Here is a 12,743-nt window from a genome sequence, read left to right as displayed (position 1 = left end):
GCGTGCGTGCGGCGACGTGATCCCTGCCTACCCCCGCACCTCATCCAGAAACCGCGCCACCTCGCCCAGATCCACCGCCCGCTCCAGATACGTCTCCCCGATCCCCCGCGCGAGGAGGAAGGGCAGGGTGCCGGCGTCCATCTTCTTGTCGTGCAGCATATGCGCGACCAGCGTCGCGCCATCGGCGTCGATGCCCGCCGCGGCCAGCCCGTCGGGCAGGCCGACCGCGCGCAGGTGCGCTGCGACCCGCTCGGCATCCTCGGCTCGGCACAGGCCCAGCCTTGCCGAATATCCGAACGCCAGCGCCATGCCCGCCGCCACGCCCTCGCCGTGGACCAGCCGGTCGGAAAATCCCGTCTCGGCCTCGAGCGCATGGCCGAAGGTGTGGCCCAGGTTGAGCAGCGCGCGCTTGCCGGTCGTCTCGCGCTCGTCCTCCGCCACGATCCGCGCCTTGGCCGCCACCGACCGGGCGATCGCCGTCTCGCGCGCCTGCGGGTCGCCCGCCAGCAGCGCCGCGCCATTCGACTCGCACCAGTCGAAGAATTCGGGATCGTCGATCAGGCCGTATTTCACGACCTCGGCATAGCCGGCGCGGGTATCGCGCAGCGGCAGCGTGTCCAGCACCTGCGGATCGATCAGGACCAGCGCCGGCTGGTGGAACGTGCCGATCAGGTTCTTGCCCGCGCGGCTGTTGATCGCGGTCTTGCCGCCCACCGAACTGTCGACCTGCGCCAGCAGCGTCGTCGGGATCTGGACGAAGCCGCATCCGCGCTTGAGGATGCTGGTGGCAAATCCGACCAGGTCGCCGATCACCCCGCCGCCCAGCGCGATGACATGGTCGCCGCGCTCCACGCCCAGCTCGAGCAGCCGGTCGGTCAGCGCCTCCAGCTGCGCCCAGCTCTTGGTGCCTTCGCCGGGCGGCAGCACGATCGCCTCGCTGGCGACCCCCGCCTCGCTCAGCGCAGCCTGCAGCGTCGCCAGGTGCGGCGCGACATTCGCGTCGGTGACGATCGCCATCGTCCGGCCGCGCGACAGCGGCTTCAAATGGGTGGCGGCGCGCGACAGCACGCCGGCCTCGATCACGATGTCATAGCTTCGGGCGCCCAGCGCGACGGGAATGATGGTCATGCACCTATTGCTTCAAGGATGGCGTTCACCGTCGCGTCGTGCGGGGCGACCACGCTCTTCACGCGGAACGGCGCCAGGGAATAGAAGGGGTTTCGGACCGCGGCCAGCTCGGTCAGGATTTCTTCCGGATCGCGCCCGCGCAGCAGCGGGCGGGTGTCGCGCCGCCGCACCCGGTCGGCCAGCACCGCCGGCTCGGCGTCCAGCCACACGGCAATGGCATGGTCGAGGATCAGTTGCCGGGTCTGGTCCTGGACGAACGCGCCGCCGCCGGTCGCGATCACCTTGGGCGTCCCGTCGACCAGCCGGGCGATCACCCGCCGCTCGCCGTCGCGGAAATAGGGTTCGCCGAATCGGTCGAAGATATCGGTGATCGCCATCCCCGCCGCGGTCTCGATCTCGGTATCGGCATCGACGAAGGGCAGGTCCAGCCGCTGCGCCAGCCGCCGCCCCACGGTCGACTTGCCCGCGCCCATCAACCCGACGAGCACGATCGGCTTGCCGCTCCAGCGCGGATCGAGGGGGCGTGTTTGTAACATGGCCAACGGGGCTATACAGCGAGGGTCGCGCTCGGGCAAAAGGCCGCGCGCATAGTCTTGTTTGTTTGCGGAAGAGTTTTCCAATGCCCCGTTTTTTGATCGTGCTGATCGCTGTTATCGTGCTGCTGGTGGCAGGGCTCTTCTTTTTCGCCGGGCGGGACACCGCCAAGGAACCGACGCGGGTGGAAAAGGGCGTCTCGCTTGAAAATCTCGCCAACTAGGCTGTCCGCCGCCCGGATCGCCATCGTCGCCGCCCTGCTTGCGGGCGTCGCGGTGCCGGTGCTCGCGCCGCTCCGGGCCCAGGACACACCCGAATCGCTGCTGCCGCCGGGGTTCAACGATCCCGCACCGGCGCCTGCGCCCGCGCCGGCCCCGCGTCCGTCGGGGCCTGCCGCGCCGCGTCCCTCCGCCGCGCCGGTCGCACCGCCCTCGATCCCGGCCGATTCGCCCGACCTGTTCGGCAATGACAGCGCGCCGCTGGCCGAGGCGACGCCCACGCCGATCGACTACAGCAAGTATGAGCTGCCCGATTTCGCCAAGCGCTCGCTGAACCGCATCGGCGTGTCCGCCTGGGGTAATCCGGTGTTCGCGCCCAATGCCTTTGCCGGCACGCCCGGCCGCGCCCAGATGATCCTGATGCAGCGGCTCGACGCGCCGATCCCGTCGCGCTGGGTCTCGATCGCGCTGCGCCGCGCGCTGCAATCGCCGATCGATACCCCCGCCGGGATCAACGGCGCCGATTACGCGGCCCAGCGTGCCTGGCTGTTGCTGCGCATGGGCGAAAGCTTCGCCGCGCGCGCGGTGGTGCAGGGCGTCGATGCGGAGAATTTCACCCCCGGCCTGTACCGCGTCGGGATGCAGGTGGCGCTCGCCGCCGCCGATCCGGGGATGGTGTGCGGCTTTGCCGATCCCGCGGCGCAGGAACTGCCCGATCGCGGGTGGCAGCTGGCCCGCGCCTGGTGCGCCGGGCTGGGCGGTGAGCCGAACAAGGCCCAGGCACTGCTCAAGGAGGCCCGCTCGGGTCCGCGCGGCGACATCGACAATCTCCTGGCCGAAAAGCTTGTGAATGCCGGTGGCCGCGGGGCGGTGACGATCGAATGGGGCGGCGTCGACGGGCTCAGCGCCTGGCGCTGGGGCCTCGCCACCGCCACCGGAGAAACCGTGCCCGACGCGCTCTATAGCGGTGTGGGTCCGCAGGTCCGCTTCTGGCAGGCGCTGGCGCCGATGGTCCCCGCGGCACAGCGCATCGCCCCGGCCGAGCTGGCTGCCGCCAACGGCGTCTTCTCGAACGCCGGCCTTGTCTCGCTCTATGGCGAGATCGAGCAGGAGGATGATGGCGGCGCCTTCGTCGCCACCGCGCGCGACCTGCGCACCGCGCATACCGGTCCCGATGCCGCGGCGCGCGTCGCCGCGCTCAAGACGATCTGGGGCGAAAGCGATTCGGCGCGCCGCCGCTATGGCCGGCTGGTGCTGACCGCGCGCGCCGCCTCGGCGATCCCCGTGCGGCCCGAACTCGCCGCCGATGCCGATACGCTGATCGCCTCGATGCTGACCGCCGGTTTCGAACAGCCGGCGCTTGCCTGGCGCGGCGTCGCGCCGCGCGGCGGATCGGGCTGGATGCTGCTCGCGCTGACCGATCCGTCAGGCGCGGTCGCGGGCGGCGACTTCGAGGCCTATCGCGGCGCGGCCAGCCCGCGCGCGGCGCAGCTCGCCTTTGCCGGGCTCGCCGGCCTGGGCAAGCTCTCGGACGGCGACGCGCGCAGCTATGCCCAGTCGCTCGACGTGCCCGTGGGCGCGCAGAACAGCTGGACCCGCGCGATCGACGAGGCTGCGGCCCGCGGCGACACCGGCAGCGTCGCGCTGCTCGCCGCGGTCGGCATGCAGTCGCGCGGCTGGGGCGCGATCTCGCCCGAGGCGCTGTTCCACATCGTCGCTGCCTTCCGCACCGCCGGCATGCCGCAATATGCCCGGATGATCGCCGTCGAGGCGGTCACCCGCGCCTGATCCGCCGCGGGGCCCTTCGGTGAGCGCCGGCGACGATCGCGCGCTGATCGACCGGTTCCTCGAAATGCTCGCGGCGGAGGCGGGGGCGGCGAAGAACACGCTCGCTGCCTATGGCACCGACCTGCGCCTCGCGTCGCAGGCGCTGCACGGCCGCCTGGGCGAAGCGGGGCAGGGCGAGCTTCAGACGCTCGCCGCCGCCTGGCAGGACCTGTCGCGCGCCACCGTCGCGCGCAAGTCCGCTGCGCTGCGCCGCTTCTTCGCCTTCCTCGCGGACGAGGGGCTTCGCGCCGACGATCCCGGTGCGGCGCTGCCCCGGCCGGGCGCCACCCGCCCGCTGCCCAAGGTGCTCAGCACGGGCGATGTCGATCGCCTGTTCGACGCGGTCGCCGCGCGGCAGGCGCGGGTGCCCGCCGACCCGCTCGACCTGCGCCTCGGCGCGCTGGTCGAGTTGCTCTACGGCTCGGGCCTGCGCGCGACCGAGCTCGTCTCGCTGCCGCGAAACGCCGTCCATCCCGACCGCCCCTATCTGATCCTGAAGGGGAAGGGCGGGCGCGAGCGGCTGGTGCCGATCTCCGACCGCGCCCGCGCCGCGGTCGCGCTGTGGCGCGGCCATGTCGATCCGGGCAAGCTGTGGCTGTTCCCCTCGGGCAAGGCGCATCTGTCGCGGGTGCGGCTGTACCAGATCCTTCAGGGGCTGGCGGTCGAGGCCGGCATCCCGCCCGACCGGGTCAGCCCGCACGTCCTGCGCCACGCCTTCGCCACCCATCTGCTCGAAGGGGGCGCCGATCTGCGCGCGCTCCAGGCCATGCTCGGCCATGCCGACATCGCCACGACCGAGATCTATACCCATGTCGACAGCCGCCGGCTGGTCGATCTGGTCAATTCGCGGCACCCGCTGGGTGAGGCGCTCGTTGACGCGAAGCCTCGCCGCGCTTAACCGAAACGACCCATGGCCAGTTTCCTAGATTTCGAAAAGCCGATCGCCGAGCTCCAGGCCCGGATCGACGAGCTTCGCACCACCGCTCAGGGCGGCGAGGTCGATCTCGATGCCGAGATCGCCCCGCTCCAGGCGAAGTCCGACAAGCTGCTGCGCGACACCTATTCGCGCCTCACCCCCTGGCAGAAGACCCAGGTCGCGCGCCATCCCGAACGCCCGCACTTCACCCATTATGTCGCGGCGCTGATCGAGGATTTCATGCCGCTGGGCGGCGACCGTGCCTTTGCCGACGATCAGGCGATCATCGGCGGGCTGGGGCGCTTTCGCGGCCGCCGCGTCATGGTCATCGGCCATGAAAAGGGCGACGATACCGCAAGCCGGCTCAAGCATAATTTTGGCATGGGCAAGCCCGAGGGCTATCGCAAGGCGATCCGCCTGATGCAGCTCGCCGACCGGTTCGGCCTGCCGGTCGTCACCCTGGTCGACACCTCGGGCGCCTTTCCCGGCATCCAGGCCGAGGAGCGCGGCCAGGCCGAGGCGATCGCCCGCTCGACCGAGCAATGCCTCAACCTCGGCGTGCCCCTGGTCGCCGCGGTGCTGGGCGAGGGCGGCTCGGGCGGCGCGGTTGCGCTGGCCGCGGGCAACGCCGTGCTGATGCTCGAACATGCCGTCTATTCGGTGATCTCGCCCGAGGGCTGCGCCTCGATCCTGTGGCGCACCGCCGACAAGGCGCCCGAGGCGGCCGAGGCGATGAAGGTTACCGCGCAGCATCTCAAGGAGCTCGGCGTGATCGATTCGATCGTTCCCGAACCCCTGGGCGGCGCGCACCGCGATCACCCGGCCGCGATCCGCGCGCTGGGCGACGCGATCGAATCGGCGCTGGTCACGATGGACGGCCTCGCGCCCGAGGCGCTGCGCCAGATGCGCCGCGCCAAGTTCCTCGCGATGGGTCGTCTCTAAGATATATCTTGGCGTAGGAAGCTTCCTACGCTTTTTTGCACAGCGAAATGCACGAAAAGGGCGGCGGAACCGAAGTTCCGCCGCCCGATTCTTGTCAGCGTCTGTCGAAACCGAGGCTTACGAAGCCTTCATGTTCGACGAAACGTTGTCGAAGGTCTTGGTCAGCTGGTTGCCCAGGCCCTGCATCGCGGCGATCGCGGCGACGGCGATCAGAGCGGCGATCAGGCCGTATTCGATCGCGGTCGCGCCCTTGGAATTCTTAACGAAATTGCGAATCTTGGTCATAACGGTCTCCACGTTCGAAGTGCTTCATTTCCCGGCCGCTCCGGTAGAACCGTCGCGGCATCCTGAGCTTAGGAAAGGGAGGTAAATAAAATTCTAAACTCCGACCCATAGCGGCCGAAAAAACTTCGGGATCTCAACGGCTGGTTTGAACCTGTTCGGACACCCAGTTCCACATGCTTGTCGTCCGCCCAGCCAGCAGCTGCAGCGTCGCGAGCAGGGCGAGCACGATCAGTGCGATAATGAAGCCATATTCGACGGCGGTCGCCGCCCGCCGATCGGCCGAAAAGCGGCGGACGTGTCGCAACAAGGCTCGCATTCGTGCACCACTCCTCCGATAGGTGCGCCGCAGTCTAGCGAAGGGGCGTTAACAAGTGTCTAGCAACGAGACCGATCCCAATGCTCGGATGCTGTTCGTTGTCGCAGCCGCGATCGTCGATGGCGACGGCCGGGTCCTCGTCCAGCAGCGCCCGGCGGGAAAGCCGATGGCGGGGCTGTGGGAGTTTCCCGGCGGCAAGGTCGAACTCGGCGAGCGGCCCGAGGCGGCGCTGATCCGCGAGCTGCACGAGGAACTGGGCATCGATGTCGAGGCCGCCTGCCTGGCACCGGCCTGCTTCGCCAGCGAGGCGCTGGGCGACCGCCACCTGCTGCTGCTGCTCTACGCGCTGCGCAAATGGCGCGGAGTCCCCGAACCGCGCCATGCCAGCGCGCTGCAATGGCTCCGCCCGGTGGAGCTCCACCGCCTCGACATGCCCCCCGCCGACAAGCCGCTGATCGGCCTGCTCGAGGCGCTGGTCTAGGCGGCGTGGACAAATTTTGAGTTAGGGTTGGGCCTGGCTCGCGTTCAGCCGGGCTAGCACGTCGGCCGGTGGCAAATCATAGCCCGTCGCCGTCTTGCCCGACCAATTGAGCCCGCATTGGAGACCATCCTTTGCCGGCCCTGGAAGCCATTTTTCGGCGAACAGTGACAGAGCGATCGGTACCGGTTCAAAGTCGCGATATGCCGAGACAGTTTTGATGACCGACATTGCTCTCGTCTCCGACGACCAAAAGGGCATAGCCGTTTCACCGGACGCATTTGTCGACGTAGGGAAGCCACCCTTGTCTTTGATTCCCCAGACCTGCGTGCCGCGAAGCACCTCGGAAACAAAGGCATCGGCGTTGATCGAGGAAATGCTCATCGCTCAAGAATGAGCAGCAAACTCCGACCTCTGCAAGTGAGCGGAACTTAGATGTGCTCGTCTGATGAGCTTGACGCGTCGCGAAGTGATTGATTCAAGGCTGCCTTTTGGAGGTAAGCTTGAGCAGAGGCGATCTCACCGAGCCAGAATGGCGCATTCTGAAGGACTTGCTGCCGATCGAGCCTGAGAACCGTGGCCGAGGCAGACCACCCGAGCAGAACCGCTCGATCATCAACGGCATACTCTGGCGGCTCCGGTGCGGTGCGCCGTGGCGCGATGTCCCTCCCAAATATGGCAGTTGGAACACGATCTATCGCCGGTTCCGGCGGTGGAGCGAAGCCAGGGTCTGGGAGACCGTTGCCGTGACGCTTGCCGAGATCATGGCGGACAGCGGCCACTACAGCATCGACAGCACCACAGTCCGTGCCCACGTCTCGGCAGCGGGCGGAAAAGGGGGACTCATCGACGCGCTCTTGGCCGCTCGCGGGGCGGGTTCACCAGTAAGCTTCACTGCTTGGCTGATGCCTTGGGACGACCAGTTGCCTTCCATCTGACGGGCGGCGAAGCGGCGGACTGCAAAGCCTATGACGCTTTGATCGACCTGCCCGAGCGCGCGCCCGACGCTTTGTTGGCGGACAAGGGTTACGATGCGGACGCGATCCGAACCGATCTCGCCGACCGAAAGATCAAGGCCGTCATCCCCGGCCGATCAAACCGCCGCGTGAAGATCGAGCATGACCGGACGCTCTACAGGCAGCGCAACCGCATCGAGCGCATGTTCGGCCACCTCAAGATCAACCGAGCAATCGCCACCCGCTATGACCAACTGGCCAACAGCTTCCTCGGCATGGTCCACGTCGCTACCGCCAGATACTGGCTCAAATTTGTCCACGCCGCCTAGGCGAACACCTGCTTCGGCACATGGGTGATCCGACACGCCAGATCCGCCTCGCCGGATGCGACGACATAGACCTCGCCATGCTCGGCGATGCCCGTGGTGAACACCACGTCGCGCAGGTACATCAGATCGTCGATCGGCGCAGTCAGCTCGGGGTTCGCTTCCAGCAGCGGGGCGTGATCGGTCCGCACCACCTCGATGGATCGTCGCGGTCCAGGATCGACCAATAGGTGCGATAGATGCCGACAATTTCCTTCGGCTCGACCCCGTGCCACAGGGTCAGCCACCCCTGGTCGGTCAGGATCGGCGGCGTCCCGCCCCCCATTCGCGCGGTCGCGACCGTGCCCGAATGCGGGCGGATGCCGGGGTTCACATGCGGCCGCCAGTGCAGCGCGTCGGGTGACGTCGCCAGGTTGATCGACGGCCCCGCCCGCCATTCGCTGCCCGGCGGATAGGCGAAGTACAGGTCGCCCAGCGGCCGCGTCTGTGCCCAATAATGCCCGTCGACCAGCCCCTCGAAGATCAGCATGTCCTTGTTCTGGTGATCGAGCACGATCCCCTCGAACGTCCAGTCCAGGCCATTGTCCGAGCTGTACAAGGTCGTCGAATGCCGCTCCGGACTGACCGAGCAGGTCGTCATCAGCCAGCGCTCGCCGACCTTGCTGATCCGCGCATCCTCCAGCCCATAGCATTGGAAGCTGGCATGCGGCGCGATCGCCCGGTCGTAATGCACCGCGACCACTTCCAGCCCGTCCGGGCTCAGCTCGACCGGCAGCAGCCAGGATAGCGAGGTGAGCGCCATGATCTTCCACCCGCCGCCATGCAGCATGAACTTGCGCGGATCGGAGGTATCGACCAGCTCGAGCGGCCAGGCGTCGAGCACGAAGCGCCCCTCGTCCCAGCGGATCGCATGGACATGCCCGTCGAACACCGGCTTGCGCAGCGCCTCGGCGACGCGGACCATCATCAGCAGATTGCCGTTCGGTAACCGCGTCAGCGCGGGATTGAACGCCCCCAGCACATAGGTTTCGGCACCCAGCTGCCCGGCCAGCGGCGAGCGGGAAAGATCGACATCGGTGGGCAGGAAAACGAGGCGATCGACAGCGAAGCGGCTCATTCCTCGGCCTGCGCCCGCGGCACCAGGACCAGCTGTTGTACGACCGTACGACGAGGTTGGGTCAGGAGATACTGGACGCCGACCGCAATGTCCTCGGCGCGCAGCATGGTCTCTTCGTTGATCATCTCGCGCTGCTTTGCCGCGGGAATGTCCGGATATTGGAAATCGGCCCCGGTCTTGCCCGGCTCGACCAGCGCGACCTTGATGCCCTTGGGGCCAAGCTCCTTGCGGAGCGCTTCGGCAAAGCCGGCGATGCCCGCCTTCATTCCGGCATAGACGGTCGACCCGGCGCCCAGGATATGCGCGCTCATCGATCCGATCAGGACGATGTCGCCGCGATCCTTCAGCCGCCCGGCCGCCTCGTGCGCGCTGACCAGATAGGCGGTGAAGTCGGTGGCGATGGCATAGTCGAGTTCGTCGGCATCCATCTCGGTCAGGCCAGATGCCGGGACCGCGGCGTTGATGACCGCCACGTCGAGCCCGCCCAGCGACTCCTCGGCGGCCGCGAAGAAGCGCTTCACAGCGCCTTTCTCGGCCAGGTCGATCGAGATGCCGTCGCCGCTGCCCACCTCGTTGATCCGCGCCAGCGCATCGCCCAGATGATCCTCGTTGCGCCCGCAGACGAACACGCTTGCGCCTTCGGACGCGAGCAGCACCGCGATCGCGCGGCCGATGCCCGTCGTGCCGCCGGTGATCGCGACACGGCGGCCGGCAAGCGACGGCTGGTCGGTATGCGCGTCGGCGCGGTCGGCGACGGGCGGCTCGGCAAGGTCGGACATCGAAGTCTCCGTATCGGTCGGGATCGGTTCATCAAGCCTCTCGCCGTCCGAAGGTTCCTCGCCTTCCTCGCGAACCCATCGATACAATTCGGTCGCGACTGAGCCCAAAATCGCACTCGCGCGTTACGGGCGCGACATGAAGACACTCTGGTTCATCACCAACCCCGGATCGGGATCGACCACCAGCGCCAAATGCGAGGCGCTGGAGGCGGTGTTCAAGGAGCGCGGCCTGACGCTGGCCGGGCGCACCGACTTTCCAGAACAGTCGATCCCCAAGGGCGCGGATCTCGATGCGAAGGGGGTCGACACAGTCGTGCTGTTCGCCGGCGACGGGACGATCAACGCCGCGCTGTGCGCGCTGGGCGACTGGGACGGCGGTTTCCTGATCCTGCCGGGCGGAACGATGAACCTGCTGGCCAAGGCGCTGCACGACGACCTCGATCCGGCCAAGATTATCCATGCCGCGCATGAGGAGGCGCGCCGGGTGGCGCTGCCCTATGTCGAGGCGGGGCCGCACCGTGCGTTCGTCGGCCTGATCCTGGGTCCGGCGGCAAGCTGGGCGCGCGCGAGAGAGGCCGTGCGGCAGGGCCAGATCGGGCGGCTGTTCCGCGCCGCCCGCGCGGCATGGACCAACACCTTTTCGCGCGGCATCCGGATCGCCGGCGCACGCGGGCTGCGCAACCGGTACCAGGCGGTGTTCGTCTTCCCCGATCCCGACGGGCTGGAGGTCGCGGCAGTCGATGCGCGCGATTGGCGATCGATCGCCGAACTGGGCTGGGACTGGCTGACCGGCGACTGGGTCGCGGCGCACGCGGTGGATCAGACCCGAACCGGTGAATTGCGCCTGGAGGGGAACCGAGCCGTCCAGGCATTGTTCGATGGAGAGCCCGTCATGCTCAATCCGGCGACCCGGATCGAGGCGGGCGTGAGCCGCAAGACCTTCATCAGGACCAAGCAAGACCCGACATGATCCGACTCTTCCATGTCAGCGACGTCCATTTCGGTGCCGAGGATCGCGTGGCACTGGCCTGGTTCGACCGGCTGGTGGCAGAGGAACAGCCCGACGCGATCGTCATGACCGGCGACCTGACGATGCAGGCGCGCTCGCACGAATTCGCCGCCGCGGCGAAATGGCTGGAGGGGCTGGGGCGGCCGGTGACGGTCGAGGTCGGAAATCACGACCTGCCCTATTTCAACCCCTGGTCGCGCTTCGTCACGCCGTACAAGCGCTATGGCCGGCTGGAGCGGATGATCGAGCGACCGTTGGACATCAAGGGGCTCAGCATCGTGCCGCTGAAGACGACCGCGCGATTCCAGCTGCGGCTCAACTGGTCGAAGGGCCATGTCTCGCTCCGCTCGCTGCAGAAATCGCTTGCGCTGGTCGAGGCGACGCCGGCCGACGACCTGAAGTTCATCGCCTGCCACCATCCGCTGGTCGAGGCAGGCACGCGGACCTCGTCGAGCACGCGCGGTGGCCGCCGCGCGCTGGAGGCGCTGGCCGATGCCGGCGCGGATGCCGTGCTGACCGGCCATGTCCACGACCCGTTCGACATCGCACACCAGGTCGGTGGGCGGACGATCCGGATGATCGGCGCGGGCACCCTGTCCGAACGCGTCCGGCTTCATCCGCCCTCGTTCAACGAGATCCGGGTGGAGGGGCGCAACTTCGTGACCGTTGCGCGGGTGATGGAGTAGGGCTGCCCAATCGCCCTTCGACAGGCTCAAGGCGAACCGTGTGGGGGGTGGGCGTTGGGTTTTTCAACTCCCCCGTTCGGACTGAGCATGTCGAAGCCTGCTCACGAACCTGATCAGATACCGCAACGTGCGACCGTCCTGTCGATCCGACCCGACTATCGCCAGCAACGCGACCGCCACGCCGCCCAGCACATCGACGAAGTAGTGGCTGCCTACCACCGGAATGGTCGGGAGCATGGCGGCGTTCAGTAACAGAAACGGAATGCCGATCAGGGGAATGCGGCGAAAGCCCCAGCCGAGCAGAACCGCGCCGGCGGCGTGAAAGCTGGGAAAGGTGATCAGCCCGGCCATCTGCCCGACGCCCAGTTCGCGAATGGCACCGCTGCGCAGGTCGGCGATGATCTGCGCCGGGCGCCAGCCGGCATTGACCGTGAGAAAGGGCGAGTCCGCCGGGCTCAGGCCGTAATGCACATAGGCGGTGACGGCGGGGATCAGCGCGAAGATCGCGACGCTCAGCACCAGGGCGAGCATCCAGGCGCGGACGAAGTGCCAGAGCCGGTCGAAGCGACCCAGCGCCGCCAGCAGCGCGACCAGCAGGAAAGGCTGCCACAACAGCGTCGAATAGACCCAGCACATCGCCGCCATCACACGCGCATCGGCGCCTGCGGCACGCGCCACAGCGGGCCAGGAGAGAAACGGGAAGAGCAGCCGGTCGGCGCCGGCAAGCAGATCGTCCTGATACGGCGCGCCCAGCGCCGCGACGAGGACGCTGAGGCAGGCCACTGCCATGCTGGCCGCCAGCACTAGAGCGGCTGCTTCCAGACCGGCGGCAAGGTGCGCAAGGCCACGCCAGCGCAGCAGCAGTGCGGTCGAGACGACGCCCGCGAGCACCGCAAGCACCGGATCGATATCCTGGCCGCGATAGCCGAAGTCCAGCGCCCAGATCAGCGCCACGATCGCCAGCCCCTGGATCGCCAGCAGGCGATAGCATTGCGCGGTACGGCGATCGAACGGCCGCCGGCCCCGCGCATAGGCGGACCAGGAGCCCGTCATGCGGGGCGGTATCGTAGAACTGATGCGGGTCACCGCACCTCGTTAGGTCGCGGCCGTTAAGGACAGGTTTTCAGGGAACGACGCCAGCCGTGTGGCGCGGGCTCCGCTTCAATCGAGAGGCGCGTTGCGCTCGCATCCGGTTTCGCCGTTGCGCGTCGTTGTCGGGAACAGCT

14 protein-coding genes and 2 pseudogenes are annotated in these 12,743 nt (G+C 67.8%); 8 read left to right on the top strand and 8 right to left on the bottom strand.

Going from position 1 to position 12,743, the window contains the following annotated elements:
- Positions 1–27: 27 nt before the first annotated feature.
- Positions 28–1,128: a 3-dehydroquinate synthase gene (gene aroB / locus ACZ1H8_RS01120; protein WP_465179563.1), complete on the bottom strand. Its 1,101-nt coding sequence runs from the start codon at positions 1,126–1,128 to the stop codon at positions 28–30.
- The gene (locus ACZ1H8_RS01115) at positions 1,125–1,664 is read right to left on the bottom strand and encodes a shikimate kinase (protein WP_465179562.1); all 540 of its coding nucleotides are present in this window, start codon (positions 1,662–1,664) and stop codon (positions 1,125–1,127) included. The genes aroB and ACZ1H8_RS01115 overlap by 4 nt, the downstream gene beginning before the upstream one ends.
- Before the next feature lie 95 nt (positions 1,665–1,759).
- On the opposite strand from ACZ1H8_RS01115, the gene ACZ1H8_RS01110 reads away from it, so the two are divergent.
- The 4 genes from ACZ1H8_RS01110 to ACZ1H8_RS01095 all read left to right on the top strand — a co-directional run bounded on the left by ACZ1H8_RS01110 (position 1,760) and on the right by ACZ1H8_RS01095 (position 5,565).
- A complete protein-coding gene (locus tag ACZ1H8_RS01110) occupies positions 1,760–1,885 on the top strand; it encodes a hypothetical protein (protein ID WP_465179561.1) in 126 nt (41 codons plus the stop codon).
- Positions 1,866–3,668: a hypothetical protein gene (locus ACZ1H8_RS01105; RefSeq protein WP_465179559.1), complete on the top strand. Its 1,803-nt coding sequence runs from the start codon at positions 1,866–1,868 to the stop codon at positions 3,666–3,668. The genes ACZ1H8_RS01110 and ACZ1H8_RS01105 overlap by 20 nt, the downstream gene beginning before the upstream one ends.
- A gap of 64 nt (positions 3,669–3,732) precedes the next feature.
- Positions 3,733–4,605: a tyrosine-type recombinase/integrase gene (locus ACZ1H8_RS01100; RefSeq protein WP_465181311.1), complete on the top strand. Its 873-nt coding sequence runs from the start codon at positions 3,733–3,735 to the stop codon at positions 4,603–4,605.
- 12 nt (positions 4,606–4,617) lie between these two features.
- A complete protein-coding gene (locus tag ACZ1H8_RS01095) occupies positions 4,618–5,565 on the top strand; it encodes an acetyl-CoA carboxylase carboxyltransferase subunit alpha (RefSeq protein WP_465179558.1) in 948 nt (315 codons plus the stop codon).
- A 117-nt stretch (positions 5,566–5,682) separates the two neighbouring features.
- Here the strand turns inward: ACZ1H8_RS01095 and ACZ1H8_RS01090 are convergent, their stop codons facing one another.
- Together ACZ1H8_RS01090 and ACZ1H8_RS01085 are read right to left on the bottom strand one after the other, a co-directional pair.
- Positions 5,683–5,850, bottom strand: a complete 168-nt coding sequence (locus ACZ1H8_RS01090) for a Flp family type IVb pilin (protein WP_465179557.1) — start codon at positions 5,848–5,850, stop codon at positions 5,683–5,685.
- A gap of 133 nt (positions 5,851–5,983) precedes the next feature.
- Entirely contained in the window at positions 5,984–6,166 is a 183-nt protein-coding gene (locus ACZ1H8_RS01085; RefSeq protein WP_465179556.1) for a Flp family type IVb pilin, read from the bottom strand.
- 88 nt (positions 6,167–6,254) lie between these two features.
- On the opposite strand from ACZ1H8_RS01085, the gene ACZ1H8_RS01080 reads away from it, so the two are divergent.
- Positions 6,255–6,647 carry a (deoxy)nucleoside triphosphate pyrophosphohydrolase gene (locus ACZ1H8_RS01080; RefSeq protein ID WP_465181310.1) on the top strand — a complete coding sequence of 131 codons (393 nt, stop codon included), beginning with the start codon at positions 6,255–6,257 and terminating at the stop codon, positions 6,645–6,647.
- A 21-nt stretch (positions 6,648–6,668) separates the two neighbouring features.
- Here the strand turns inward: ACZ1H8_RS01080 and ACZ1H8_RS01075 are convergent, their stop codons facing one another.
- On the bottom strand, positions 6,669–7,028 hold the full coding sequence (locus tag ACZ1H8_RS01075; protein ID WP_465177414.1) for a DUF2750 domain-containing protein: 360 nt from the start codon (positions 7,026–7,028) through the stop codon (positions 6,669–6,671).
- An 89-nt stretch (positions 7,029–7,117) separates the two neighbouring features.
- On the opposite strand from ACZ1H8_RS01075, the pseudogene ACZ1H8_RS01070 reads away from it, so the two are divergent.
- Positions 7,118–7,929: pseudogene (locus tag ACZ1H8_RS01070) on the top strand (IS5 family transposase).
- Here ACZ1H8_RS01070 and ACZ1H8_RS01065 read toward each other — a convergent pair.
- Both ACZ1H8_RS01065 and ACZ1H8_RS01060 read right to left on the bottom strand, forming a co-directional pair.
- A pseudogene (locus tag ACZ1H8_RS01065) lies at positions 7,926–9,043 on the bottom strand (glycoside hydrolase family 130 protein). The pseudogenes ACZ1H8_RS01070 and ACZ1H8_RS01065 sit on opposite strands and share 4 nt — an antisense overlap.
- Positions 9,040–9,822, bottom strand: a complete 783-nt coding sequence (locus ACZ1H8_RS01060; RefSeq protein ID WP_465179555.1) for an SDR family oxidoreductase — start codon at positions 9,820–9,822, stop codon at positions 9,040–9,042. The pseudogene ACZ1H8_RS01065 and the gene ACZ1H8_RS01060 overlap by 4 nt, the downstream one beginning before the upstream one ends.
- A gap of 136 nt (positions 9,823–9,958) precedes the next feature.
- On the opposite strand from ACZ1H8_RS01060, the gene ACZ1H8_RS01055 reads away from it, so the two are divergent.
- Together ACZ1H8_RS01055 and ACZ1H8_RS01050 are read left to right on the top strand one after the other, a co-directional pair.
- Positions 9,959–10,792, top strand: coding sequence for a diacylglycerol/lipid kinase family protein (locus ACZ1H8_RS01055; RefSeq protein ID WP_465179554.1), 834 nt, complete (start codon positions 9,959–9,961; stop codon positions 10,790–10,792).
- Complete coding sequence (locus tag ACZ1H8_RS01050; protein ID WP_465179553.1) at positions 10,789–11,517, top strand: metallophosphoesterase family protein; 729 nt, start codon at positions 10,789–10,791, stop codon at positions 11,515–11,517. Before ACZ1H8_RS01055 ends, ACZ1H8_RS01050 begins: the two co-directional genes overlap by 4 nt.
- A gap of 63 nt (positions 11,518–11,580) precedes the next feature.
- On the opposite strand, the gene ACZ1H8_RS01045 is transcribed toward ACZ1H8_RS01050, so the two are convergent.
- The gene (locus ACZ1H8_RS01045; RefSeq protein ID WP_465179552.1) at positions 11,581–12,570 is read right to left on the bottom strand and encodes a phosphatase PAP2 family protein; all 990 of its coding nucleotides are present in this window, start codon (positions 12,568–12,570) and stop codon (positions 11,581–11,583) included.
- Positions 12,571–12,743 lie beyond the last annotated feature (173 nt).

This window comes from Sphingomonas sp. BL-S-25 (genome assembly GCF_055521555.1).
Note: the sequence above shows the minus strand (reverse complement) of the source record. Positions and strands in the feature narration are given on the sequence as shown.